At 57.7% G+C, this 26,120-nt stretch carries 24 protein-coding genes; 6 read left to right on the plus strand and 18 right to left on the minus strand.

All coding sequences use genetic code 11. From position 1 onward, the window contains the following. Nucleotides 1-49: 49 nt before the first annotated feature. The 8 genes from secF to pdxT all read right to left on the minus strand — a co-directional run bounded on the left by secF (nt 50) and on the right by pdxT (nt 7,037). The gene (gene secF, locus IEX04_RS12600; RefSeq protein WP_096257786.1) at nt 50-1,024 is read right to left on the minus strand and encodes a protein translocase subunit SecF; all 975 of its coding nucleotides are present in this window, start codon (nt 1,022-1,024) and stop codon (nt 50-52) included. Beyond that, nucleotides 1,017-2,714, minus strand: a complete 1,698-nt coding sequence (gene secD, locus IEX04_RS12605) for a protein translocase subunit SecD (protein ID WP_096257787.1) — start codon at nt 2,712-2,714, stop codon at nt 1,017-1,019. Before secD ends, secF begins: the two co-directional genes overlap by 8 nt. A gap of 57 nt (nt 2,715-2,771) precedes the next feature. Next, nucleotides 2,772-3,179, minus strand: a complete 408-nt coding sequence (yajC, locus tag IEX04_RS12610; RefSeq protein WP_096257788.1) for a preprotein translocase subunit YajC — start codon at nt 3,177-3,179, stop codon at nt 2,772-2,774. A 140-nt stretch (nt 3,180-3,319) separates the two neighbouring features. Beyond that, on the minus strand, nt 3,320-4,369 hold the full coding sequence (gene ruvB / locus IEX04_RS12615) for a Holliday junction branch migration DNA helicase RuvB (protein ID WP_096257789.1): 1,050 nt from the start codon (nt 4,367-4,369) through the stop codon (nt 3,320-3,322). Between the two features lie 9 nt (nt 4,370-4,378). Next, entirely contained in the window at nt 4,379-4,996 is a 618-nt protein-coding gene (gene ruvA / locus IEX04_RS12620) for a Holliday junction branch migration protein RuvA (protein ID WP_188686068.1), read from the minus strand. A gap of 61 nt (nt 4,997-5,057) precedes the next feature. After that, complete coding sequence (gene ruvC, locus IEX04_RS12625) at nt 5,058-5,660, minus strand: crossover junction endodeoxyribonuclease RuvC (protein WP_188686069.1); 603 nt, start codon at nt 5,658-5,660, stop codon at nt 5,058-5,060. Between the two features lie 3 nt (nt 5,661-5,663). Continuing rightward, nucleotides 5,664-6,422, minus strand: coding sequence for a YebC/PmpR family DNA-binding transcriptional regulator (locus IEX04_RS12630; protein WP_096257792.1), 759 nt, complete (start codon nt 6,420-6,422; stop codon nt 5,664-5,666). Between the two features lie 3 nt (nt 6,423-6,425). Continuing rightward, the gene (gene pdxT, locus IEX04_RS12635) at nt 6,426-7,037 is read right to left on the minus strand and encodes a pyridoxal 5'-phosphate synthase glutaminase subunit PdxT (RefSeq protein WP_188686070.1); all 612 of its coding nucleotides are present in this window, start codon (nt 7,035-7,037) and stop codon (nt 6,426-6,428) included. Between the two features lie 133 nt (nt 7,038-7,170). Between pdxT and IEX04_RS12640 the strand changes: the two genes are divergently transcribed. Beyond that, nucleotides 7,171-8,004 (plus strand): aldo/keto reductase, encoded by an 834-nt coding sequence (locus tag IEX04_RS12640; protein ID WP_188686071.1) that lies wholly within the window; start codon nt 7,171-7,173, stop codon nt 8,002-8,004. A 35-nt stretch (nt 8,005-8,039) separates the two neighbouring features. Then, nucleotides 8,040-8,687 (plus strand): DUF6226 family protein, encoded by a 648-nt coding sequence (locus IEX04_RS12645; protein ID WP_188686072.1) that lies wholly within the window; start codon nt 8,040-8,042, stop codon nt 8,685-8,687. Here the strand turns inward: IEX04_RS12645 and IEX04_RS12650 are convergent. Then, nucleotides 8,684-9,832, minus strand: a complete 1,149-nt coding sequence (locus IEX04_RS12650; RefSeq protein ID WP_188686073.1) for a CapA family protein — start codon at nt 9,830-9,832, stop codon at nt 8,684-8,686. The two genes, IEX04_RS12645 and IEX04_RS12650, sit on opposite strands and share 4 nt — an antisense overlap. A gap of 72 nt (nt 9,833-9,904) precedes the next feature. On the opposite strand from IEX04_RS12650, the gene IEX04_RS12655 reads away from it, so the two are divergent. Together IEX04_RS12655 and IEX04_RS12660 are read left to right on the plus strand one after the other, a co-directional pair. Then, a complete protein-coding gene (locus IEX04_RS12655) occupies nt 9,905-11,917 on the plus strand; it encodes a M3 family metallopeptidase (protein ID WP_188686075.1) in 2,013 nt (670 codons plus the stop codon). Continuing rightward, nucleotides 11,917-12,681 (plus strand): GNAT family N-acetyltransferase, encoded by a 765-nt coding sequence (locus IEX04_RS12660; RefSeq protein WP_096257798.1) that lies wholly within the window; start codon nt 11,917-11,919, stop codon nt 12,679-12,681. The genes IEX04_RS12655 and IEX04_RS12660 overlap by 1 nt, the downstream gene beginning before the upstream one ends. Before the next feature lie 76 nt (nt 12,682-12,757). Here IEX04_RS12660 and IEX04_RS12665 read toward each other — a convergent pair whose 3' ends face one another. From IEX04_RS12665 to IEX04_RS12700, 8 genes are all read right to left on the minus strand, one after another. Then, nucleotides 12,758-13,318, minus strand: a complete 561-nt coding sequence (locus IEX04_RS12665; RefSeq protein ID WP_096257799.1) for a dihydrofolate reductase family protein — start codon at nt 13,316-13,318, stop codon at nt 12,758-12,760. Nucleotides 13,319-13,620: 302 nt separating this feature from the next. Then, nucleotides 13,621-14,502, minus strand: coding sequence for a class II glutamine amidotransferase (locus tag IEX04_RS12670; RefSeq protein ID WP_188686077.1), 882 nt, complete (start codon nt 14,500-14,502; stop codon nt 13,621-13,623). Nucleotides 14,503-14,676: 174 nt separating this feature from the next. Continuing rightward, complete coding sequence (pdxS, locus tag IEX04_RS12675) at nt 14,677-15,585, minus strand: pyridoxal 5'-phosphate synthase lyase subunit PdxS (protein WP_096257802.1); 909 nt, start codon at nt 15,583-15,585, stop codon at nt 14,677-14,679. Between the two features lie 166 nt (nt 15,586-15,751). Beyond that, nucleotides 15,752-16,348 carry a hypothetical protein gene (locus IEX04_RS12680; protein WP_096257803.1) on the minus strand — a complete coding sequence of 199 codons (597 nt, stop codon included), beginning with the start codon at nt 16,346-16,348 and terminating at the stop codon, nt 15,752-15,754. Continuing rightward, nucleotides 16,345-16,746 (minus strand): LppP/LprE family lipoprotein, encoded by a 402-nt coding sequence (locus IEX04_RS12685; protein WP_205738306.1) that lies wholly within the window; start codon nt 16,744-16,746, stop codon nt 16,345-16,347. The genes IEX04_RS12680 and IEX04_RS12685 overlap by 4 nt, the downstream gene beginning before the upstream one ends. A gap of 444 nt (nt 16,747-17,190) precedes the next feature. Then, nucleotides 17,191-17,757, minus strand: coding sequence for an HIT family protein (locus IEX04_RS12690; protein WP_188686080.1), 567 nt, complete (start codon nt 17,755-17,757; stop codon nt 17,191-17,193). Nucleotides 17,758-17,785: 28 nt separating this feature from the next. Further along, on the minus strand, nt 17,786-19,798 hold the full coding sequence (gene thrS, locus IEX04_RS12695; protein ID WP_188686082.1) for a threonine--tRNA ligase: 2,013 nt from the start codon (nt 19,796-19,798) through the stop codon (nt 17,786-17,788). 120 nt (nt 19,799-19,918) lie between these two features. Beyond that, nucleotides 19,919-20,554 carry a winged helix-turn-helix domain-containing protein gene (locus IEX04_RS12700; protein WP_096257807.1) on the minus strand — a complete coding sequence of 212 codons (636 nt, stop codon included), beginning with the start codon at nt 20,552-20,554 and terminating at the stop codon, nt 19,919-19,921. A gap of 80 nt (nt 20,555-20,634) precedes the next feature. Between IEX04_RS12700 and IEX04_RS12705 the strand changes: the two genes are divergently transcribed. Both IEX04_RS12705 and IEX04_RS12715 read left to right on the plus strand, forming a co-directional pair. Then, complete coding sequence (locus tag IEX04_RS12705) at nt 20,635-22,029, plus strand: MFS transporter (protein ID WP_188686084.1); 1,395 nt, start codon at nt 20,635-20,637, stop codon at nt 22,027-22,029. A gap of 205 nt (nt 22,030-22,234) precedes the next feature. Beyond that, nucleotides 22,235-22,675 carry a VOC family protein gene (locus IEX04_RS12715; protein ID WP_096257809.1) on the plus strand — a complete coding sequence of 147 codons (441 nt, stop codon included), beginning with the start codon at nt 22,235-22,237 and terminating at the stop codon, nt 22,673-22,675. Here IEX04_RS12715 and IEX04_RS12720 read toward each other — a convergent pair whose 3' ends face one another. Beyond that, nucleotides 22,676-26,119, minus strand: coding sequence for a DNA polymerase III subunit alpha (locus IEX04_RS12720; protein ID WP_188686085.1), 3,444 nt, complete (start codon nt 26,117-26,119; stop codon nt 22,676-22,678). Nucleotide 26,120 lies beyond the last annotated feature (1 nt).

The following is a 26,120-nucleotide window of genomic DNA, read 5'->3' on the forward strand; positions in this document are numbered from 1 at the left end:
GATCCGGGGCACTTCGCTCGTGGCTTGATGCCAAGAAGGTTTTTAGTGCTTAGGCGTCCAGCGCTTCCATCTTCTTATTGTGCTTTTGCACGTCCTCATCGCCGTGACGCAGCTGGTAATACAGCGGCGCTTGAACGAAGAGGGTCGATAGTGCCGAGACGATAATACCGACGAACAACGCCAGCGACAGGTCCTTGAGCGTACCGGCACCGAGCAGGTAGGAACCGATGAACAAGATCGAAGCCACTGGCAGCACTGCAACCACCGAGGTGTTGATCGAACGCACCAACGTCTGGTTCACCGCGAGGTTCACCTGCTGCTGGAAAGTTCGCTTGGTCTGTTGATCAAAGTTCTTGGTGTTCTCTCGAACCTTGTCGAAGACCACCACGGTGTCGTACAGACAGTAACTGAGAATCGTTAGGAAGCCGATAATCGCACTGGGCGTGATCTCAAAACCGGAGAGTGAATAAATTCCGGCGGTAATGATGATCACCACCAGTAGACCAATGATGGCTGCGGCGGACATCTTCCAGGTGCGGAAGTACGCTGCCATCAGCAGACCCACCAGCACGATGAAGACCAAGAGGCCTAACAGCGCCTGGCGCGAAACGTCCTGCCCCCAGGTTGGACCAATGAAGTTACTGGTCACCTCGCTAGCTTCCACCTCGTAGGCTTGGGCCAGTTCCCCGGCAACGCTGATCGTCTGATCATCGCTGAGTCGATCGGTCTGCACGCGCATGGTGCCCGGAGCGATATTCGTGACTGTGGCTTCGGCGCCGTCTGCGGCGTTCTTGACTACGTCTTCGCCGACGCTGACCTGGGTGTTCTGGACACCAGAGACCATAAATTCCGAACCGCCACGGAAATCGATTCCGAGGTTGAACCCACCCTTAGCCACTGGGACCAGGATCGCGGCGATCATCAGGATCCCTGCGATCAGGAACCACAAGCGGTGCTTTTGCGTGAACGGGTAGGAGCGCTTCCCGGTGTAGAGCTGATTGCCCCACTCTGCGAGCTTATTCATTGTTCTCCTCCCGGTTTGCTTCGGCGCGACGACGTTCGGCGATGGTCAGCCGCTTGGCAGCCTCACCGCTCGCCTTAGAGTTCTTCTTGCCGCGGTTCTCCTGCGCATTTTCATTAAAGCTGCGCACCTTGCCGGCACCGCGGTATAGCGGCACCGCGCCAAGCAGCGATGGATCCAGACCGGAGAGGCGGTGTCCGTCGGCGAAGAACTTCGTGCGTGCCAGCAGCATCAAGGTTGGGTGGGTCAGACCGTACACGACGATGAGGTCGATGATTGCGGTCAAGCCCAGCGTGAAGGCGAACCCTCGCACGTTGCCCACTGCTACCAGATAGAGCACGATAGCGGCCAGCACGTTCACTGCCTTCGAAGCAAGAATGGTGCGCTTAGCGCGCGACCAACCTACATCGACGGCGCTGGCCAATGACCGGCCATCGCGCAACTCATCGCGGACACGTTCGAAGTACACGATGAAGGAGTCAGCGATCAAACCGATGGCCACGATCAGACCTGCCACACCTGCCAGGGATAGGCGATAATTCATCGCCCAGCCAAGTAAGACGATCGCGAGGTAGGTCAGTACACCGGATGCTAGCAATGAAGCAATCGTGACGAGACCCAGCGCGCGGTACTGGAAGAGCGAATAGATGAACACCAAGATCAGGCCGATGACGCCGGCAATGAGACCGGCTTCAAGCTGGTCACCACCCAAGGTCGCCGAAACCTGCTGTTCAGACTGAATCTCAAAGCTGATCGGCAGTGCGCCGTATTTGAGCTGTTGGGCCAGCGCCTGAGCGGATTCCTCGGTGAAGCCACCAGAAATCTGTGGGCGACCATCGGAGATCACCGCATTGGTGGTTGGAGCTGAGATGACGGTTCCGTCAAGCACGATGGCGAACTGGTTCTGCGAACCCTGCAACGCGATGAGGCGCTGAGTCGTTTCCGCAAAGGTTGCGGCGCCCTGCTTGTTGAACTCGATCACCACGACCCACTCGCCGGTAACCGCACCCTGCACACCGCGTGCCAAGTTGGCATAGGCATCAGAAATTTGGTCACCTGGAATTTCCTGCGGGCCGAGGATGTACTTCACTCCTTGGCGAGGGTCGCAGGAGATCATCGCGGTCTTTGGATCGTGATCGGTGGTTTCACGCTTCTCGAGCTCGATGGGGCAGTCGTAGGCCTCGAACTCTTTATAAAGCTTTTTGGTGATCCAGCTGGTATCCGAAGGATTCTCCGGCTTAGCCGTTGGCGCTGGAATGTCCTTGTCAGCTGTGCGCTGTTCCTTTGGAGTTGCCTCGTAGGAACCGGTAATGAGCACCGGACGGAATTCCATATTCGCCGAGGCTTGGATCAGCTGGCGAGTTTCAGCGTCCGGGGTACCGGGCATCGACACGACGACGTTACGTCCAGACTGGGTGGTGATTTCGGTTTCCGAAACACCGGAACCGGCTACACGCTGGCGAATGATCTCCACCGCTTGATCAAGCTGTTCCTGGCTGATCGTCTCATTGCCTTTAACCCGAGGCGCCAGGATCATCTGGGTGCCGCCTTCGAGGTCGAGCGCCAGCTTTGGGGCCGCGCCGGTCTTGCCCGTCGACACACCAGCAACCAGAACACCGGTTGCAATGATGACGACGACCAGTAACCACAGCAACGCCTTGCGTGCCTGTTTTACAGGTCCAATTGATGACATCTATTGTGCTTTCTTGAACTGGTGGCGTGCTAGACAGCCACCACGATGGTGCCTGCCTTAGGCGTTGCGGTCGTCCTTGCCCTGGTCGTTCAAACGACGAAGGCTCTCTTCTGGGGATTCGGCGACGGCAGGAGTGTCAGCGGCTTCTTCGGCGGGAGCCTCGGTTACTGCTGGGTCCAAGAAGGTGGAGATAGCCTGGCGGTGCAAGGTGAGCACAACGCCGTTGGCGACCTCGACAAGCACACGATCCTGCTCATCGATGGAAATGATGGTACCGAAGATGCCCGAGTTGGTCATCACCTTGGCGCCTGGAACCGACTTGGTCTTCAGTGCTTCTTGCTGCTTGGAAACCTTCTTGCGGCCACGGATCATCATGATGATCAGCACTGCGAAGAGTGCGACCATCAGAATCATGGATGGATTGAAGCCGCCACCGGCTCCCTGTGCAAGGACGAGGGAATTCACTTGTAATACCTGCTAACGATTCGTTTAAAGAGCGAAGACGCCCGGGCACGCCAAAGTCAGGGCGTGTGTCGGGCGTCTCTAGTCTAATGGCTAGAAGCAAAGCACCAAGCCATTTACGCGGGCAGAGTAGAGGTATTCATCTAATCCTCATCGGATTCATAGCTTTGGGTTCCGGCAAAGATCGCATCCTTAGGCACCGCGAGGCCCAAATGCTCCCAAGCAGCTGGCATCGCGATACGTCCGCGCGGGGTGCGTCCCATGAGCCCTTCACGAACTAAGAAGGGCTCGGCGACGGTCTCTACGGTTTCGCTTTCTTCGCCCACCGCGATGGCCAGCGTCGACAGTCCTACCGGTCCCCCACCAAACTTAAGGCACAGTGCTTCGAGTACCGAGCGGTCCAGACGGTCTAGCCCCTTGGGGTCAACCTCGTACATCTCAAGTGCTGCAGCGGCAGCGCCGTGATCGATCTCTTCAAGTTTGTTCACCAGCGCCCAGTCCCGCACGCGACGAAGCAAGCGGTTCGCGATACGTGGGGTGCCACGCGAGCGTCCGGCGATTTCACTGAAGGCGGAGGAAGTCACGCGTAAATCAAGCATCATCGCCGAACGGCGAAGTACCAGTTCGAGTTCTTCAACTGCATAAAATTCTAGATGTCCGGTGAACCCAAAGCGGTCGCGTAGCGGCCCCGGAAGCAGCCCGGCACGAGTGGTCGCCCCCACCAAAGTAAATGGCGGAAGTTCCAACGGGATGGCGGTGGCCCCGGCGCCCTTACCGACAATAATGTCGACGCGGAAATCTTCCATGGCCATGTAGAGCATTTCTTCCGCTGGCCGGGACATCCGGTGAATCTCGTCCAAGAAGAGCACTTCCCCCTCGGTGAGCGAGGAGAGAATGGCGGCCAAGTCTCCCGCGTGCTGGATGGCAGGGCCCGAGGAGATGCGTAGCGGGGCGTTCATTTCCGCGGCGATAATCATCGAGAGTGTCGTTTTTCCCAATCCGGGAGGTCCCGAGAGCAGTACGTGGTCGGCGGTGCGCTCGCGGATCTTCGCTGCCTCAAGCATGAGTGAGAGCTGTTGGCGCACACGGCCCTGACCGACGAAGTCGTCCAGGTTGCGTGGACGCAGGGCTGCTTCAATCACCCGCTCTTCGGGTTCACTGCCGGCGTTGGTCAGCTGCGAGGAATCGTTCACAGGGTTATCCTATCGGGCACGTGTGCCGGTGGACATGCTACGTAGCGCCGCACGCAGAATTTCGGAGACGTTGCCGGTTTCGACAACTTCAGGGTTCGCCTTGCCCAGTGCCTTCAGCGTTGATTGCGCGTCCTTTTCGGTCCAGCCTAGACCGGTTAGCGCCTCGATGACCTGTGGCTCCCAGACCGAGCCGGTGCCCGGACGTGCTGTAGCGGTGTCTACGCCGGTGGGGATCAGCTTGCCGTTGAGCTCCAGCACGATCCGGCTGGCACCCTTAGGGCCGATGCCGGAGACCTTGGTGAAGGCGGTGGTGTCTTTGGTGTTCGCCGCAATGCGGACCTCTTCGGGGGTGTGTACCGCCAAGATCGCCAGACCCGTGCGGGGGCCAACACCCGAGACGCCGATAACTACTTCGAACACCTCACGTTCGTCGGGGGTAGCAAAGCCAAACAGCGTCATCGAATCTTCGCGCACCACCATCGAGGTATGCACGGTAGCTTCACGGCCTACGTGCAAGGTGGATAGCGTGCCGGGGGTAGCTTGGATAAGCATGCCGAAGCCGTTGACGTTGATAACCGCGGTGTTTAGGGTTACTGCCTGGACCGTGCCGGTCAGTGAGCTGATCATGCCACTCCTCAAAAGTATGTTCGAACAATTCTAGCTTATCGAAGATAGTTACGAATGGCGATTAACGACGAGCCGCACGATGTTTTGAGGAAGCTTCGGCGGCAATCCATGCCTGTTGCGCGGCGGTCAGCTGTTGGGAACCGGTGCGTGCGGCGGATTCTGAGGCCGAAGCGTTGGAGCCAACGGCCGCACCACGCCACCCGTGGGCGATGGCCAGGGCCACCGCATCGGCGGCATCTGCGGGTTTAGGTGGCTCATCGAGCCGGCAAATCTTGGCGACCATCTTGCCGATGGCTGCCTTGGTAGCCTGTCCACTGCCGGTCACCGCGGCTTTGACCTCGGTGGGGGTATGTAGCGCCACCGGAATATTGCGCCGGGCGGCTGCAAGAATAATGACGCCGGTGACCTGGGCGGTACCGATGACGGTAGAAACGTTGGCCGAGGCGAAAACCCGCTCTAGGGCGAGTACGTCGGGCTGATGTTTATCAAGCCAGGCATCGATTGCGTCGGCGATGGTGAGCAGCCGCGCGTCTAGCGGGGTGCCCGGCGGGGTGCCGGCGACGGTGACATCAATCAGCTCAACCTTGCGGTTGGCTGCGACGTCGACCACGGACAAACCACAGCGGGTCAGTCCGGGGTCGACGCCTACGACACGTAGGGCCAAGTCCTACTGCTCATCGTCGAGGGCCGCACGGACCTCGTCGGACAGATCGGCGTTGGTGTAAATGCCCTGCACATCGTCGAGTTCTTCCAGCGCGTCGTACAAGTGCAAGAACTTACGTGCACCCTCAACGTCCAAATCAACCTTCATCGACGGAATGAATTCCATTTCATCGGTTTCGTAGGCGATTTCCGCTTCATCCAGCGCGGCAGCTACAGCACGCAGATCCGACGGATCGCAGACAATAGCGAAGGTTTCGCCTTCGTCGACGATTTCATCGGCGCCGGCATCGAGCACAACCATCAACAGGTCATCCTCGGTCAGCTCGCCCTTGGGCAGACGTACAACACCCTGGCGGGCGAAGAGGTAGGACACGGAGCCCGGATCGGCGACGGTGCCACCGTTGCGGGTGATGCCCACGCGGACCTCGGAAGCTGCGCGGTTCTTGTTATCGGTCAGGCACTCGATGAGCAGTGCCGAACCCTGCGGGCCGCGGGCCTCATAGATAATCTCGGTGTAGTCAACAACTTCGCCGTCAAGTCCGGCGCCGCGCTTAACCGCACGATCGATGTTGTTGATGGGCACGGAGTTCTTCTTCGCCTTGCTGACGGCGAGTTCCAGTGCCGGATTACCGGCCAGGTCGGCGCCGCCGGCGCGAGCGGCAACTTCGATGCCCTTGATGTATTTAGCGAAGGCCTTGGCGCGCTTGGCGTCAATGGCTGCCTTCTTATGCTTGGTGGTTGCCCATTTGGAGTGGCCTGACATGCTTTAAGCGTCTCCTCGCGTGAGATTAACAAAAAATTCGTGGATGGCCCTGCTTCCGGTAACTTCCGGATGAAAGCTAGTGGCCAACAAATTTCCCTGACGTACTGCAACGATTCTACCTTGTGCACGGCTATCGGGCGCAGGCACCGTACTGAGCACAGCCACGTCGGGGCCTACTTGAACTGCTTCGGGAGCTCGAATGAACACCGCGGTGAGGTCGTGGTCGGCAAATTTGAGCGTGTGCTCGAAGGAATCGACCTGTCTCCCGAAGGCATTGCGGCGTACCAACATATCGATTCCGCCCAGCGTTTGCTGTTGCTCCCCGGTACTGGTGACCGCAGGGTTTTCTAGCCGGTCCGCCAACATGATCATTCCGGCACAGGACCCATAAGTGGGCATGCCAGCCGTGATGCGCTCCTTGATTGGTTGCGCCAGACCGTAGTTGCGGGTGAGCCGGTCGATCACAGAAGACTCCCCACCGGGAATGACCAGCGCATCCACGGCTTTCAGCTCATCGAGCGTGCGCACCATGCGAGCCTTGACTCCCAAGCCGTCGAGCGCGGCAAGGTGCTCACGGAAGTCGCCCTGTAATGCGAGCACACCAAATTCGCTCATGTTGAGCCTTCACAGTTTGTGGGTAGTTGGCGCAGGAAGCGCCGAAATAACGTTAATGCCGGCAGGCCACACTGCACCGTTTTATTTCTCGGTGTGTCGCCAGAAGTTTGCCGGACTTGATAGGTTCAGGCCTATGAGTGCAGATATTTCGTCCTTTAAATTGCCCGGTGATTTCTTGATGCCCGCGATCGGCTTAGGAACCTGGCCGATGCGCGAGTCCGAAGCCAGTGACGCGGTCACCTCGGCCCTCAACATTGGTTACCGCCGGATCGACACGGCAGAAAACTATCAAAACGAGCAAGCGGTGGGTCTGGGACTTCGAAATAGTGGGGTGCCGCGCGACGAAGTTTTTGTGACCACAAAGTTCAACAAGCAGTGGCATTCGGCCACCGGGGTGCGCCAAGCGTTGCAAAATTCCCTGAATCGTTTAGGCCTGGACTACCTGGACCTATTCCTTATTCACTGGCCCAACCCGGAGCAGGGCACCTTTGTTCAAGCCTTCACCGAGATGCAAAAGCTTGTGGACGAAGGGGTGATTCGCGCAGCGGGCGTCTCAAACTTTAAGCCCGCACAATTACAGGTTTTGCTTGATGCGGGACTCACCCCGGCGGTTAATCAGATTCAGCTGGACCCCGAGCGACGCAGTGCACCGTGGCAGGCGTTTAACACCGAACACGGGGTGCTCACCGAAGCCTATTCACCATTGGGGCGGGGGAAATCTGAATTTTTACAGCATCCGGCACTGGTGCAGATTGCCGCGGCGCACGCTAAGACGCCTGCGCAGGTGACCTTGCGTTGGCATGTACAGTCCGGGCGGGCGGCCGCGCCGAAATCGGCAAACCCCCTGCGGCAGGCCGAGAACCTAGATATCTTCGACTTCGAGATCAGTACGGCGCAGATGGCGCAAATCGAGGCGCTGGATACCGGCGCCGGACCATTTACCGACTCGGACGAGTTCGGGCACTAGCCGGCGGTTATCCCGGCGGATGGAAGGAACATCGCATGCAGTTAGAAGGTTACCGGCGCCCCGTCATCGCCGGGCAAGATTACTTTGATGACCAAGCTGCACTCATCTCCTATGGTCAGCGGTGGCCCGGGGAGCCTGCGGAGGAAAGCTATTCGGTGACTATCCACCCGCAGCGTTTTGCACCATTGCATGTCGTGTCGCAGGCGCTAGTGGATTGGTTGCTTGCACGCTTTGAGGTGCGCTGTTTTCAAGACTCGGGCTTAGCCGCCGAGCTGGGTTATGCAATGCAGCCGGTGGTTGAGTCGGTACGGCTAATTCCGGTTGATCGTGCCTGTGCGCCATTGGGTTTAGTGTTCACTGATTTTCCCGGGGTGCTCTTATCGGTTGGTGCGCTATACCAGTGGCACTTTCCGATCTGCGGTTGTGATGCTTGCGACGATTCTGTCGACGAACTTTTGGACGATTTAGAGGAACAGATCACAACGGTCGTGAACGGGCATTTCACCGAAATACTTGATGAATCCGGAGCCGGCCTGCTGACGCACCGTTTTGATTCGGACGGAATAGCAGGTCGCGAAATCTCCGATGGCGTGGAGGAGATTTCACCGGAGCGTTTGGTCAGGGCGCGAGCCATGCTTCCGGCCGATGGTGCGTGGGCGCCGTGGCCATTGCGCGGGGCCTAGTCCAGTTCCCAAGGTTTCAGCCCATCGTCGAAGGCACCATAGGCGTTGACGGTTTTGCTGGTGCGTGCCAGCGAGGCTTTGGCATCGGCCGCAGGCAGGCAGGCATCGGCGGTGAATACCTGACACCACCTGACCGGTGAGGAGCTCAACTGATGTGGAACCCAGACCAGCTCCCCCACCTTCCACTGATCTTTTCCGGTGCGGGTGAAGGTGGCCTTGATACTGATTCCCTCACGGTTCAGGATCGTCGGTGTGGCGTGCTTGGCTACCGAGTTACCCAGACCGTAGACGATCCAGGTGCCTTCATGCTTTTCAATGGGCAGTACCGAGTGGGTGTGATGCATGTAGATGAAATCGAAGGCGCCGGATTCGGCCAGGGTTTGGCCGAGCTTGCGCTGTGCGTCGCTGGGACGGGTACTATATTCGGTGCCGTCGTGGATGGCCGCGACCACTATTTCCGCACCGGATTTCCGTGCGACCTTGGCGCGGGTGATCAGTTTTTTCGCGTCCACCCCGGTATCTACCCGCCAGTCGGTATCGGCGCGCATACCGTTGAGCGAATAGGTGCTGGCGATGATCCCGAGTTTGATACCCTCGGCCTGAAGCAGCGGTGGGGCTTGTGCTTCGGTCTGCGTGCGGTAGGACCCGGTGGCAAAGAGTTTGTATTTTTCTAGCGTGTCCAGCGTGCGCTTGACCCCGGCGGTGCCAATATCCACGGTGTGGTTGGTGGCGGTGGTGCAACCGTCGTAGCCGATGCTTGCCAGGTCCGCGACGATCTGGGCCGGCACGCTGAAGGTTGGGTATCCGGAGTAGGGTGGGACGCCGATCGGTGTTTCCAAATTGCACAAGGCCACGTCGGCGTCCTGCACATAGGGTTTAAGCCCATTCAACAACGGCTGGAATTCGTAGCCCGTGGAAGTTTTCGCTTCGGCGAGCAGTTGTGGGTGCAACAGCACATCGCCGGTGGCCATTAAGGAGAGTTCCTTTGGCGTCGGCGTTTCGCTCGGTGTAGGGCTAGGACTTAGTGAGTCCTGCTGGGTCTGCACTGGGTTGGGCGTAACTTCCGCCGTAGCCTCCTGCGGGGCCGCAGAACATCCTGCGAGCAGTATTAATGCGAGGACCGCGGGCAGCGCACGTGACTTCATGGGTTCCACCCTATCGGCTGATACCTCGTGTTAATGCAAGCAAAATCACGTGTCCTGTGGTTATCTGGCACTATGCCAAACCCGCTTCTGAAACCCAGCGAACTGCCCTACCAGTGGCCAGATTTCGCCCACATCACCGCCGATGATTACCTGCAGGCAGCCCGTACGGGCGCGCAGGAGCATCTTGCGCAGATCGCCACCATCGTGGCCGATGCAACGCCGGCGACTTTTGCGAACACCTTTCTCGCGCTCGAACGCAGTGGTCAACTGTTGCGCCGCACGCTGATGGCCTATTTCAGCGTGCTGTCCGCACACGGCACCGATCAATTGCGTGAGATCCAGTCCGAGCTCAGCGGTATCCTGACCGCGCAGAGTGACGAGATTCGGCTAAATCCGGAGCTTTATGCACGGCTGCGCGAGGTGGATCTGAGTAAGTTAGCAGGCGAAGACGCCCGGCTAGCTAGCGAGACACTAAAAACTTTTGAGCTTGCCGGCGCCCGCTTGGATGCAGGCGCTAAAAAGAAGCTGAAGGCGCTGAACGCACAGCTTTCCGAGCTGTCCACGCAGTTCTCCACCAAAGCCTTAGAAAATCAGAATGCACACGCGGTGCTTTTTACTGACGAAGCTCAGCTCGAAGGCCTAGACGAGGCACGCATTGCTTCGGCACGGGCGGCCGCTGAAACCGCCGGGCACAACACCGGCTACCTGCTTCCGCTGGTCTCCCCTACCGGGCAACCGGTACTCGCCTCCTTGACGCGTTCCGCGTCGCGGCGCAAGGTTTTTGAAGCTTCGTTGAGTCGTGGGTCCAGCGAGAATTCCACACTACCGTTAGCCGCGCAGATGGCGGCACTGCGTGCGGATCGGGCGGCATTGCTTGGATTTGCGAACCACGCCGAAACTGTTTTAGCCGACGCGACAGCTCCTTCAACCGAAGCGGTAGCCACCCGGTTGAAGGAACTGACCGAAGCCGCGGTTCGTAACGCACATGCTGAGGCGGACACACTGCGCGAGTTGGCCGGCGGTGAGCTAAATGCTTGGGATTGGTCTTACTACTCCAACCAGGTGTTGCGCGAGCGTTTTGCTGTGGACTCCGCAGCACTGCGCCCCTACTTTGAGCTGGATTCGGTGCTGCACGACGGTGTTTTTGCCACCGCACAGACCCTTTATGGCCTCAGCTTCACCGAACGTTTTGACCTTCCGACGTACCACCCAGCGGTGCGTGTGTGGGAAGTTTTTGACGCGGATGGCTCGGCCATGGGTCTATACAGTGGCGATTTTTTGGCGCGCGAAACGAAAAAGGGCGGCGCTTGGATGACGTCCATGCGCGATTCAGCCGCTGATCTAGATGAACGTCCCATCGTGACAAATACGCTAAATATCGCGGCTCCGGGTGAGGGGCAACCGATCTTACTGACCTTAGATGAGACGAACACGTTGTTCCACGAGTTTGGCCATGCGTTGCACGGGCTACTGTCCAACGGAGAATATGCGACCCTCTCGGGAACGTCGGTACCACGAGACTTTGTCGAGTTCCCTTCGCAGGTCAACGAAATGTGGGTATTGCACCCGGATGTGGTTGGCGGTTATGCCAAACACTATGAAACCGGGCAGACGCTCCCCGAGGAAACCATCGAGAAGATCCGTGCGGCGGAGCTGTGGGGTCAGGGCTTTGCGACCACCGAATATTTGGCGGCCAGTGTGCTGGATTGGGCCTGGCATACCATCGAGCCGGGAACCAGCATCGAGGACCCGGAATCATTTGAACGTGAGACCTTAACCAACTTTGGCTTCACCCCCGGGCTGATCCCTCCACGGTACCGAACCGCGTACTTCCAGCATATTTTCGCCAATGGCTACTCTGCCGGCTACTACTCCTACATCTGGAGTGAGGTGCTAGATGCCGACACTGTGCAGTGGTTCGAGGAAAATGGCGGCTTAATGCGAGAAAATGGAATGCGGTTCCGTCAGGAACTGCTCTCGCGCGGAAATACGCGCGATCCACTAGAGTCTTACGAAATGTTCCGCGGACGCAGCGCACGGGTTGAACCGTTGCTGCGCCGTCGAGGATTGGTGAACGCAGAATAATGACGACAATTGCCTCCGCGCAAGAAGCTCTTAGCCATTGGCAGCAGGCCCTCGCGGTAGCTACAGGTGGCAAGATCTTTACCACCCACGGATGCTCCTGGGCTTGGCAGCCGGTACGTAAGCGCCTGATCCTGCTCTTTCCGGAGCATGCAGATTCCGCGGGCCTACGCCCGGCGTTTGCCGAGGGTATGCGCTTGGGCGCGCGCCGTGTGGAAGCCTGGGTGAATTCGGGATCCGATGCCGCAGGACTCAAAGACGCAGGTTTTACCGACAATGCGCAGATCGCCTGGCATGCAGGACGACTTGCGATCCCGATGGAACGTTGGGAGGGAAAGATCCGTCTGGGCAACAATGTTCCAGAAGCCACCGGAGCGGATGCCGCCGAACTGAAGGTGACAAATCTGTGGCGTGATCCTTCTTCGCAGCTTTCCAGCGGTCACCCGGCATTGCGCCGGGTAGAGCATGCACTGGCACGCACCGAGGAAGGCGACATCGTCGGTCGTGGTTTTGTGCAGCAGGGCCTGAATGGCCAGGCGATGGTGCACTCGCTGGCGGTGGGTAAAGGTCACCGCCGTCAGGGTGTCGGCACCGCGTTGCTGCACGGGCTGTCCCGGTCACTGATTAATCCACTGGATCCACCGGATGAGGATGCAACCCAGGAACTGCTCGCGGCGTCCCCGCCGAGCAGTGCGGACTTCTTCAGCGCCAATGGGCTGCGGTTGCTCGGACGCGGGCGGCATATGATTCTGCGTTCCTGGAGCTAGGCTTCACCCAACGATGGTGGCGGGACCCCGATGCATGTCGGCGGCTCCCGCCACCAATGTTTAACCACTATTAACGCTAGTGCGCGGTCAAAACCTGGTAGACCAGACGGGCAAAGGGCCCCGCTTGGCGTGCTTCGATAAGTTCCAGTCTCTCGCTGCCTAGGGTGCGCGGCAATAGTGGCGCTCCGCTGGCCAAGGCGGCCGGGGCGATGGTCAACGCGAGCCTGTCTAGTGCATTGATGTCGAGGAATTGGCCAAGCAGCTCCCCACCTCCGAGCACCCAGATATTCTTGTCTCCGGCGACTTCACGGATCGTTGGCAGATGATCGCGCAGCGCACCGGAAACGAAGCGTACGTCGGCGCCTTCCGGTACCGGCAGGTTGCGATGGGTGAAGACAAAGGTGGTGATGTTCGGGTAGAACTGTTGCCACTTTTCCGGTTCGTCGATGAGGTTTTCATGCTCCAGCATCCACTGGTAGGTGTTTGCTCCTTCAACGTGTACCCCGATGTTCTTCGGCAGCAGTTCCGGGTCCGGTTTTTCGGCGCCTGGTACGTCAAAAAGCCATTGCAGGCTATGGTTCTCATCGGCCAGAAAGCCATTTAGCGTCACTGCCGCGTCGAAGATGATTTCACTCATGGCTCAAGTTTGCCATCGAGGCGGCGACAAGTTCCACCGGTTGATGCGCGTAGTCTCAAATTTGCTGGGCTTCCGATTGCCCGTGATTTATGAGCCTCAAAGCCGCGGAGCGATCGTCAAGTATTACTTGGATGCTGGCTCTCCGGCCAGATGTTCGAGAATCATGCGCGCAGGACCTCGCCATGGCAGCGCGCGCATCATCTTCCACAAACCAACCGCAGGCGGCGATGGTGCATCTGAGCGCGCGGAATGCTTCCTCCCAGAATTCTCATTAGTCGCTTTCTCGTAGCCAAATTCCCCTTTCACAACCCCAAATTTACCGGTTCAATATGTGGTGGCCGGCCTTGTTCAAAGACACTAATGGTTCCGGGCGGGATCTCGACCCATGTATGCCTGCTCCAGTGCAGGGAAAGCGGCTCGGAGACGACTAACTGGGCATCGGTTGGCAGGGAGAGTTTTTCACCCTCAATACCGTGCAAGATGGTTGATCCCGCCGCGTGATACAAACTCGGCGCCAGCTCGTTTGATCTTTGAGGGCTGACCCATCGCAGCACCACCAGATGCTTGCCGTCCGAGGCGCACACGGTCGCTCGAAAGGAAGCCTGAATCTGCTGCTCGTGCCGGGCACGTTCGACCCGGGCGACCATGCGGGAAAGCGCCGTCACCGGATCGTGTTCAAGCCCGTAGGTCAAGGCCAGATAGAAGCAGAGCTCGGTATCCGAGTTGCCGAGAATACCCGGGTAGAGCTGTGGGTCCACATCGAAGGTCAGCTCGCGTTTGATTTCACGAAAGTTGGGTATCGACCCGTTGTGCTGAAACATCCAGCCGTGATCCACAAAAGGATGACAGTTCTGTTCCGCGATCGTGCCGCCCGGCGCGGCACGCACATGGGCAAGGAAGCAGCCTGATTCAAGTTGTTGCGCCAGGTGCTTGAGGTTTTGGCTATCCCAGGCTGTTCCAAGTTGCCGGTATTGCCCCAAGGTGCCGGCTCGTCCTGCCCACGCCATGCCAAAGCCATCTCCATTGGTTGGAAATGCGTGGTGCGCGAATTGCGCGGCAAGCGGGTCATTTGGCAGAAACAGTTCTCTGGCGTGCAGGCTTTGATCGATCAGCGAATGATTTGGTCGCACCAGAATATCTGCGATCTCTACCGGTGAGCCTAGATAGGCAAGCCAACGACACATGGTTCCTCATTCCCCACGGCAAAGGCACCGGTAATCCCCCACGGTAGACCTGCTGCGTATGAGCAAACAACTAGCTTGCCTCTGGGGAAGGACGCGAAGGCAAAAGGCTCACGCCGTAACCCATAAAAATGTCCCCAGTGCCAGACTTCGGCACCGGGGACATTGCAAAAATATTTACCAGCCGCGCTCGGAGAGGCGGTGCGGTTCTGGCAACTCGTTGACGTTGATGCCAACCATTGCTTCACCCAAACCGCGGGAGATCTTAGCCAATTCATCCGGGTTGTCGAAGAAGGTGGTGGCCTTCACGATGGCTTCGGCACGCTGAACCGGGTTGCCGGACTTGAAGATGCCCGAGCCGACGAATACGCCGTCGGCGCCCAGCTGCATCATCATCGCGGCATCTGCCGGGGTGGCAATGCCACCGGCGGTGAACAGCACGACCGGAAGCTTACCGGTCGCAGCGATCTCCTTGACCAGCTCGTATGGAGCCTGAAGTTCCTTGGCAGCCACGTACAGCTCGTCCTTTGGAAGCGCAGCCAACTTGGCGATTTCGGCACGGATCTTACGCATGTGTCCGGTCGCGTTGGAAACGTCACCGGTTCCTGCTTCACCCTTGGAACGGATCATCGCTGCACCTTCGTTGATGCGGCGTAGCGCCTCACCTAGGTTGGTGGCACCGCAAACGAATGGCACGGTGAATGGCCACTTATCGATGTGGTTCTCGTAGTCTGCTGGGGAAAGTACCTCGGACTCGTCGATGTAGTCCACACCAAGTGACTGCAGGATCTGCGCCTCGACGAAGTGACCGATGCGAGCCTTGGCCATCACTGGGATGGAGACTTCGGCGATGATGCTATCAATCATGTCCGGATCGCTCATGCGCGAGACGCCGCCCTGGGCACGAATATCGGCTGGTACGCGCTCGAGAGCCATGACGGCTACGGCGCCGGCATCTTCAGCGATGCGGGCTTGTTCCGGAGTGACAACGTCCATGATGACGCCGCCCTTGAGCATTTCGGCCATACCGCGCTTAACGCGCTCGGAGCCGACGACGTTGTCCTGACGCTGATCTGCAGAAGACATGTTGGGTATTATTCCTTTCAAACACTGGCAAGCACAGTGGTGCTCTGCCAGTAATCGTAGGAGCGCTTTACTTTATTACCTCCGGTGTTGCGTCACAATCGACCGATAGTGGATTTATCCCTCAGTCAAGGGTTAGTGCGTAACATAGTCAATCTCAATGAATTCACTAGTCATCCGACTTTTTAGCTGGGAACTTAAGGTTCTGCGTTAAAGCGTCCGCCACTTGATATTTTGCCGGCTGGCCGTAACCTTCGGGGTTATCAGCCTCGATGCGCTTCACCTCAGCGGACATGAACTGCACCAATGGCACGTCATTACTGATGTCTTCGGCCACCGAACGCAGCTGCTCGGCATATGCCAACAGCCGTGGGGTGAAGCGCTTGGTATAGGAAGGATCCGGATCGTTGGCACGACCATGGGTAAACTCGAAGATTTCCGCCACCAGCTCGATGGCGGGCTTGACCGACTCCATCACCTGTAGCAGCGCCCTGTCCTCGGCCTGCGGCCTTCCCACCAGGCCCAATTGATAGTGGGATTCTGTGGCTTCGGCCGCGGCAAGACGTTCCAGCGGGCTAAGGCTACCCAGCCAACCGCGCAGGAACACATCACAGTTCTCATCGTGCTCGTAGCTCAGCTCTTCGAGCATCTGATTGATCATGCCAATCGAATATCGTGCCGCACCCTCAATAGCGAAACGGATTTCGTGCTCGGTTCCGCTGATAATCCAGTCGCGGATTTCGTCCAGGGTTCCGATCGGATTCACTGTGCGTAGCCCGGTGGGAATGCGCCATGATGCTTGACGGACTGAGTATTCAAGTCCCAAGAGTAAGTGGAGACCGCTCGGCCTGAGGCTCCCGCGTTGGAATCCCCATCTTTGGCATAGGTATAAGTCACCTTCAGTTGCGCATCGTCAACGCGTACAACCTGTGGGAAGAAACCGAACGTGGTCCGTGTGGCGACACCGAGGTACTTCCCCTTGTGGAAGAGGGCAATGATGTAGGGCGATGAGCCGGTGGCGCCCTCAATGGGAAAGGTAACCCACGATAATGCGGCACATTCATCATAAGTAGACGGATCTGCGTATTCAGCGTCCCATTTCCAATCCATGATCTCTCCGGTGGAAATCTTTGGTGCCGGCAGCTTGGTCGCAAGTTGAGTCAATGCACCAGACGTTAACTTTGGTCCACAGGATGGCTGGGCAGGTTTGCTAGATTTTGTCACGGTGGGAGTTGGCTTGGTGGGTGCCACGCTTTTTGTTTCCTCAGGAGTTGGCGTGGCGCTGGGGCTGACCGCCACCGAGGAGCTTGCCGCTACCTCAGAGTGAGTGGGTTGCGCTTGCGAAGTCCCGGGTGCTGAGCACGCACCAAGCAGTAACGTCAAAGCAGCAGACAAGGAAAGGGCCTTGAAGCCATAACCAACGCTTCCTGTCACGGTTCCTCCGTAGAATCGTGTAAGTATTAGATATTTAGCCTTAGTCTAGCCATGTCACATAAGAATTTGAGCCAGAAAATCACTATATGAGATTTAGAGATAGTTCGGGTTAAAGCAGTCAGGGTGGTAGAACAACTAAATGTTCCTACCACCCTGACATAAGCATTGATGAATCTATCTCGGATTCTCGCTATCCCACGCCTCGGCGATCGATTGACGCACCTCTGAGAGGGTCTGCGGGATCGCCTTAGTCTGCGCGATGATGGGGAAGAAGTTTCCATCCCCGTTCCAGCGCGGCACAATGTGCTGATGAAGGTGCGCGGCAATACCCGCTCCCCCGGCTTCGCCCTGGTTCATGCCCAAGTTGAAGCCGGAGGCGTTAGATACCTTGCGCAGTACCCGCATCGATTGCTGCGCGAGCGCAGCCATCTCTGCGGTTTCCTCCACCGTAATATCCGTGTAGTTCGGCACGTGCCGGTACGGGCAAACAAGCAGGTGGCCTGGGTTGTATGGGAACAAGTTCAGGATCACGTAGCAAGTTTTACCGCGATGTACCAGCAGAGCCTCTTCATCGGTGCGGTTAGGCCCGGCGCAGAAGGGGCAACTTGCCTCGTCCGTCACCTGCGTCTGACCGCCCTTGATGTAGGCCATCCGGTAAGGGGTCCACAAACGTTGGAACGAATCGGGCACACCGGCGAGTTCAAAGTCGTCGGTGACGTTTTCGTCCTGCGAATATTGCATGTTGGTGGACTCCTATTTTCCGGCGGACCTAGTTGTTGTTGTTGCGGCTCTTGATAGCTTCAACGATGCGGGCTACCGCGTCGTCAACCGGAACCTGATTTTCCTGGCTACCATCGCGGAAGCGGAAGGAGACCGCATTTGCGTCGGCATCTTCACCACCGGCGATGAGGGTGAACGGGATCTTATCCTTGGACGCGTTGCGGATCTTCTTCGGGAAACGGTCCGAGGAGTCATCTAGTTCTACGCGTACGCCCTGTGCCTTGAGCTTCGCGACGACCTCGGCGAGGTAATCGTTGAAGGCCTCGGCCACTGGAATTGCACGAACCTGAACTGGGGACAACCACGCTGGGAAAGCGCCGGCATAGTGCTCAGTAAGCACGCCCAAGAAGCGTTCGATGGAACCGAATTTGGCCGCGTGAATCATCACCGGCTCCTGACGGGTTCCGTCGGCTGCCTGGTACTCCAGACCGAAGCGGGCAGGCTGGTTGAAGTCGTACTGCACGGTGCCCATCTGCCAGGTACGGCCGATAGCATCCTTGGCCTGAACGGAGATCTTCGGGCCATAGAAGGCTGCGCCACCCGGATCGGCGACAAGCTCAACACCGGATTCAGTAGCTACGCGCTCGAGTACCGCGGTGGCCTCGTCCCACTGTTCGTTCGAACCGATGAACTTGTCAGACTCATCGCGAGTAGACAGCTCCAAGTAGAAGTCATCCATACCGAAGTCCTTGAGCAGGGAAAGCATGAAGTTCAGCAGGTGCTCAACTTCGGCTGGTGCCTGTTCCTTGGTGACGTAGGAGTGTGAGTCATCCTGGGCGAACCCGCGTACACGAGTCAGACCGTGAACCACGCCGGACTTCTCATAGCGGTATACGTGACCGAATTCGAAGAGGCGCAATGGCAGTTCGCGGTAAGAGCGCCCACGACCGCGGAAGATCAGGTTGTGCATCGGGCAGTTCATTGCCTTCAGCCGGTATTCCTGGCCCTGCTTGGTGATGTTGCCGTCTTCGTCGCGCTCTTCATCGATGTGTAGCGCCGGGAACATGGTGTCCGCGTAGTACGGCAGGTGACCTGAAGTGTGGAAGAGCCCGTCCTTGGAGATGTGCGGGGTACCTACATACTGGAAGCCCTCTTCGACGTGACGGTCGCGCACGTAGTCTTCCATCTCACGCTTGATGATGCCGCCCTTAGGGTGGAACACAGGCAGACCGGAGCCCAACTCGTCCGGGAAGGAGAAGAGGTCAAGTTCGGCACCGAGCTTGCGGTGGTCGCGACGCTCAGCCTCGGCCAAACGCTCCTGGTAGGCCTTGAGGTCTTCTTTGGTTGGCCATGCGGTGCCGTAGATACGCTGCAGCTGCTTGTTCTTCTCACTGCCCAACCAGTAGGCGGCGGCCGAACGGGTCAACGCGAAGGCGTTCTTGATCAGCTTGGTGTTTGGCAGGTGCGGGCCGCGGCACAGGTCCTTCCAGACGGTGTCGCCACTCTTGCGATCAACGTTGTCATAGATGGTGGTTTCGCCGGCGGCGACCTCAACATTGACTCCCTCGCCTGAGGTGTCATCGGAGTCAGCCTTGGCTAGTAGCTCACATTTGTATGGCTCGTCGGCCATTTCGGCCTTGGCCTCATCTGGGGTTACTTCGCGACGGGCAAAGAGCTGATTCTGGTTGATGATTTTCTGCATCATCTTTTCCAGCTGCTTGAGGTCTTCCGGAGTGAACGGTTCTTCAACATCGAAGTCGAAGTAGAAACCGTCGGTGATGTATGGGCCGATTCCAAGCTTAGAATCCGGGCGTAACTGTTGCACAGCCTGAGCCATCACGTGGGCTGTTGAGTGGCGCAGCACCTCCAGACCTTCCGGATCGCTGATGGTTACACGGGTGACGGTGGTGCCTTCTTCAAGTTCACGGGCCAAGTCGCGAAGTACGCCGTCGACGTGCATAACAACCACGTCTTTATCCTTGGCGTAAAACTGCAAACCGGTGGTTCCCGCGTCGACCTGGACCTGCTCGCCGTCGATGGTGAGAGTGCGCTGCTCGCTCATAAGATCGGGTTCTGCCTTTCAATCTGTGATGGCTTCATAGCTTGTGGCATACCTTGGCCACAGCCAGCCAGAGTCCAGTTTAGTTCAGCGAGGCGTGCAAGTCGTTGTCTACTACTGGTTTTACGAAGATTCATCGCCCGGGTGTGGCAAATTCAACAGCTCTTCGGCTGAGAGTAATCCGGCGTAATGCCACAGCTTCCGCTCGGAGGCCGGTTGTGAAGATTCGATTTTTCCGTTCTTTTGATCCTCCCTGAATTCCGGGACGACCTGCGCGAAACGGCGTAGTAACTCCGCTTGCTCATCATCGGTGAGCAGTAAATTACTGGTGCTCAGCGAAGCTAAGTTATTAGGGTCTTCACCCTTCGCGTACCAGTACTGAGCATGCGCAAGCATCGCCGAGAGTCGCAGTTGCTCCTCGTGGACGGCCTGAGCCAGATAGGCATTAATGGCACTGGGCGATTCATCCCCAGCACGCTCACTGGGTTCTCCAGTAGTGAATCCGCCGGCCGTAGGTTTCCAGACCCGGTCACGTTTGTCGCGGGCCAATTCGGGAGCTTCTTCAATCAACTCTGCCTTGGCAAGCTCACGCAGGTGGAAACTCACCTTATTAGGTGCAATCCCCAGCAACTCCCCCAGATCAGCTGCACGACCCGTTCCCATGGCCCCGAGTGCATCAAAAATCTGCCTACGCAACGGATTAGCTATAGCTTTGAGCATCGGCGAGGTGAATGTGACTTGTGGCTTCGCTTGGGTCATAAGCTCAGCATAACAATCCCACAGTTTTAATTGCGCAAATTCTATTGCGCAATTTTAGTTGCGGGTTTACAGTTGTTCTCATGAACACCACCCAGCCCAAAGGCTCGCCAGCCTCCGGCACCAATTCAGTCACGCAGTTGCCGGCGCTTCACGCCCAACGCAACTACCGGATTTGGTGGCTGGCAGATTCCTCGGCGTTGCTCGCCGGCGGTATCTACGGGTTCGTCCTCCCCCTCATTTTGCTGGCAACGACCAATTCTCCAGTCCTGGCCGGGACCTTGGCAGCCTTAGGATTAGCCGCCCGAGCTGGTGTCACCTTGGCAGGTGGCGCCATGGCCGATCGATCCGACAGAGCTCGAATGATGCTCATCGGCGGGCTTTGCGGAGCACTCTTCACCGCAGCTTTAGCACTGGGTAGCAATACGGGTTCACTTTCCGCCACAGTTCTTTGCGTCGCACATATCTTGATGGAACTGCGCGGAGGATATTTTGGCTCCACAACAAATGCTGCCCTGAAAGACATCGTTCATCCGAAGCAGTTGGGGCGAGCGCTCGCTGCGAACCAAGGCCGTGATTCCGTGCTGATGCTCGGCTCCGCTCCCTTGGGCGGATTATTACTTGGCTTGGGTGGCGGGGTTGCCCTGCTGGTGGTAAGCATCTTGAATCTTGTTGCCTCATTTACCGGTTTTGCATTACGCAAACCCTTGCGTGCGGCCGAAGAAACCACCCAGAAACGCCGCGAGGATCCTTCCAGTGCAGGCCAGACGGTGGACCATGGAATTCTTGCCGGCATGCGTTGGTGTTTTTCGCGACCACGACTACGCGCACTGCTGCTCTTGATCATGGCCGTCAACATTGGAGTTAGCGGATTGATGACAACCTTGATTTACGGATTGCAGCAGCGCGGAGAAGATGCCTGGGTCATTGGATTGGTTTCAACATTCATGGGCGCAGGAATGCTGATCGGTTCACTGGTGGCAACGTCACTGATCGATAAATTCCGCACCGGCCTACTGGCCTGCATTTGCCTGAGCGTGCTGGGCGGCGCAATGATTCTCATCGGTTTGAACACGCACCTGCTCTGGATGGGTGTCATGCTTTTGATCAGTTTCCTTAGCGTCCCTGCGCTTAACGCGGCTATCGGCGGCTACTTCATGGCTATCGTCCCGCAGGAAATGGCTGGCCGGGCCAACTCACTGATCACGTTTATGGCGTTGGCGGCCATGCCATTGGCACCATTAGCCACCGGCTTCGGGCTGGAATGGTTCGGCATGGGCCCGACGCTGATGTTCTTTGGATCATTGGTCGTATTGGCCATGCTGTCAGCTTGGCTATCACCGCAGGTTCGCGGCATTCCGCATCCCGATCATTGGCTTGAAGAACCCGCCAAGAGTGAAATTTCCGATTCAAAAACCTCCCGAGACTCAGAGTCCAGCGCGTTAGTTGACCAAGTTAATAAGGAGAACCAGAAATGAAATCGACACCAGAACAGAGCCGCCCGTCGCTAAACAAACCTTTGCTATTACGCCAAGTTTTCAGCAGTAAAGCTCGCTATTTCCGTTCCACTTTCAATAGCGCTGAAGGCAGTCGCAGAACCATCGAAACCCAACGCTCTACGCTGAACAACGGGCAATGGATTTACCTGTAGCTTTCCCGCTCAGGGACTTCTACGCTAGAGCCATGAGTAAGCCAGCCCCACCAGCATTGAACGCAATCACCCTCGGCGTGCGTGATGTCGGCGTTTCGCTCAAGTTCTATACCGAGGGCATCGGATTCGAGCTGGTGCAACCGGCACATCCCGAGATCGCTTTTGTCCGCGCTGGACACGGGCTGATGCTCGCACTCTGGGATGTAGCCCAGATGCCCAGTGAATATGGCGAAGTTGGCCATTCGAGGCTCGATCCCCCGATCTCGCTCGGACACAATGTGCGAAGCGATGAGGAAGTTGAAATCTACTACCGGCGAGCGCTGGATGCCGGTGCTAGTTCGGTCAATGAACCGACGAGGCAGTCCTGGGGCGGGATGAGTGCGTGTGTGGCTGATCCTGACGGGTTTCGTTGGGATTTTGTGCATAACCCGACGTTTGTGATTGAAGCCGATGGTCGAGTCTCCTCGGTGTAGCTAGGCTCCACGCTGATCTAGTCCTTCGGCGTTCATGCGCTTGGCGAGGTCTGCGACGCTGACTGCTTGGCCAAGTTTGGGTCTATAGGTGGGTTGTGGTCGGTTTGTGTCGTCCAGGTATCCGGCGGTCGGCAGCGTCTCTGGTTGGTGCAGGTCCCAAGCATGTAGCGCTTGTAACGAGATACCGCGTGGTCCGGTGCGTCGGGTTACCCCGTGAATGAGCAACATGCGGGTGGAGAACAGTAGCGGCCCGGTGCGTTGCTGGGTGTCGTCAAAGAAGGTGGCGTCGATGCAGCCGCTGCCGTCATCTAGTGAAATGAACACGACACGTTTACCTCCGCGCATGGGCGGGGTTTGTGTAGCAATACGTACCCCCGCGACAAGGACCTCGGTGCCGTTGCGTAGGTGGAGCAGTTCGGCCGCTTGGGTGATGGGTAGATGTGCCAGCCGTTGACGGTATGAGGTGATCAGGTGTTCGCTAACGTCTAGGTGCAGTAGGTCTAGTTCTGTGCGTACTACTTCTTCGGTGCTTAGCTGTGCTCCGGTGACCTTGATCGGTTCGATCTCTCCTAGGGGTAGGGCGAGTTGTCCAGGACCGGGGCGGTATTTGGCTGGCAAGTGGGTATGCGCCATAGATTGGGTATGGGCGATGGTGTCTGCTCTAGAGGTTCCGGTCAGCAGTGAGTCGAAGACTCCTAGGGCCGCGAGGTTTTGGTAGCTGCGTCTGGACAGGCCAGCGCGTTGGCGGACATCCGCGAGGGATTCATAGGGCTGTCCGGCGACTAGACGGTTAACTTCGCGTTCGCTCAGCTGGTGAATGTCGCGGAAAGCGAGGCGGATGCCGTATTGGCCGGGGCGAATAGTTCCGGCGGCGCGTGGAATCACCGGCGCTGGGCGTACAGCTGATTCGAATACGCGTTCTACTCGGTAGTGACCCGTGGAGCGGTTGATGTCTAAGCCAAGGATAGGAATGTTCATGCGCCTGGCTTCGGAGACCAGTAAGCGCTTGGGATACATTCCCGGGTCATGCTCCCAGATGCCTGCAAGGAATGCTTCCGGGTGATGGGCTTTGAGCCAGGCCGAATGATAGGTGGGTACGGCAAAGGCTGCCCCGTGGGCTTTGCAGAAGCCGAAGGAGCCGAAGCCGGAGAGCACTTCCCAGACCCTGTCGATAGTTTCTTGGCTATAACCGCGAGCGGTCGCGCTGGTACGGAAGAAGCTGGCAAGGGCTGCTTCTTTCTCTGGGTTTCCTAGGTGGCGGCGGTATACGTCTGCCATGCCAAGGCTGCAGCCTGTCATCACGTTGAGCATGCGTAGTACCTGCTCGTGGAAGACGGTAACCCCGTGGGTTTCGGCGAGCGCAGGTTTCAGGTCTGGGTGCAGATATTGTTCGGGGGCGAAGCCGTGGCGGTGCTCTAGGTAGGGCTTGACCATATTGGATTGCATGGGTCCTGGGCGGAAGAGTGAGATGTCAATAATAAGGTCGTTAAATTCGCGTGGTGCGAGTTTGCCGACCAGTTCGCGTTGTCCTGGAGATTCGATTTGGAAGCAGCCCAGGGTGTGGGTGGAGCGGATCAGCTCATAGGTGATCGCATCGTCTAGCGGCACCTTGGAAAAATCGATATGTCCGTCTTCTTCGATGTATTTCGTGTTCTGGTGTCCGCCGGCTCGTGCAACGCCTTGAGCGGTAGGGTGCAGGCGCTTGATTTCCTCTAGCGTGTAGGCGATCGCCGATTGCATGCGTACCCCCAGCACGTCGAGCTTGATGAGCCCCATGACATCCATGTCGTGTTTGTCGTACTGGCTCATCTGCAATCCCATGCCGGAAGGCTGAACCGGAGTGCGGTCCAGCAGGCTCGCGTCGGAGAGGATCACCCCACACGGGTGCATAGAAATGTGCCGGGGCAACCGGTCTAGGCGCTCGGTAGCGTCAATGAGTACGTCTAACTGCCCGTCTTGGGTAATGCGTTTGGCTAAGGGTGCGAGTTCTGGTTTCTGCTCTAAAGCTTCGCGGAAGGATGAGGCGGAGAAACGCCAGAGTTGTTTGGCAATCTCATCTACCTGTTCCTGTTCAATTCCGAGCGCTGCTCCGGCGTCACGGACTGCCCCACGTGCACGATAAGCATTTTGCATGCTCATCAGGCTCACTCGTTCTAAGCCGTAGGTGTCGAAGATCTTGTGGTAAATCTCGTGACGGCGTGCTGATTCCACGTCAATGTCAATGTCGGGCAAGGTGGTTCGCGTATCGGAGAGGAAGCGTTCGAAGACCAGGTCGTGTTGTAGCGGGTTGACCTGGCTGATGCCTAGCAGGAAGTTCACCAGCGAGGAGGCCCCTGAGCCACGGGCGGCGACGCGCACCCCCATATCGGTAATCAGCTTCACGGTTTGTGCGACGGTCAGGAAGTAACCGGCGAAGCCCAGCCTGTCGATGACACCAAGTTCTAGTGCGAGCTGTTTTTCAACGGCACTGTGATTGGCATCTGGTAGCAGTCGTGGAACGGCGGAGAAGACTCTTTCGGTCAGCTCTTGCTGGGCTGGGCGGTATAGGCCAATAACCTTAGCTTCGGGGATAACCGGTTGTTTCCAGCCCAAGTCGGCGTGTGCGTCCAAGGCCGCCCAATTGGCGAGCTGTTCGGTGTTGTGTAGGAGTTTGCGTGACCAAGAGCGTGAGGTCACTCGGGAGAGGTCTTGGGCTAGTTGGTGCATTTGAGCCGAAGGTTTGAGCCAGCCTTGCCCCGTAGGCTGCAGCTCGTCTAATGCCTTCAAACTGTGTAGCACCCGCGCAGAATCCAAGATGTCCGCGGTGACTGCCCCATCGGGATCGGCGTAACGTACTGCGTTGCTCAGCACCGGAGTAATGTTCAGCTCCGCGGCAAAGCGCAGTAATTTGCTGGCGAAGCCTAGGCTGTAACGTTTACCCGGCTCGGAAAGGTGGGTAGTGATTTCAGCGCGTAGGGCAGATCCTGCAAGCTTTTTCCAGCCTGCCAGCAAGTTTCTAGCGTGGCTATATTTGTGCCGTTCGATGGCTCGCGAGACATCGGATTCGGCACCGACTAATAGCATGAGCTGGCCACCGGCAAGTCGCGTTGCTAACTCTGTTCGACTCAGTCCGATGATTCCGCGCGGATTTTGGTGGGCAGCAGATACCGCGCGGCACAGGGCCGCATACCCGTGACCTTGTGCATTTCCGCGAGCTAACAGGATGATGCGACCGTTAGGTTTTCCCGCATCATCAAGTACCGCTAGGTTGACTCCGAGGATTGGCCGGATCCCTTCGGCCAGGCATGCTCCGACATGCTTCACCGCGCCGAACAACCCATCACGGTCGGTGAGCGCTAACGCATCTGCTCCTTGCGCACGAGCAGTCGCCGCTAGCTGTGAGGGGCTAGAGACCCCATAGTGTGCACTATAGGAGGAGGTGACGTTTAGGTGGGTAAAGCTCATG

The organism is Glutamicibacter ardleyensis, assembly GCF_014644555.1.
Lineage (GTDB): Bacteria > Actinomycetota > Actinomycetes > Actinomycetales > Micrococcaceae > Glutamicibacter > Glutamicibacter bergerei.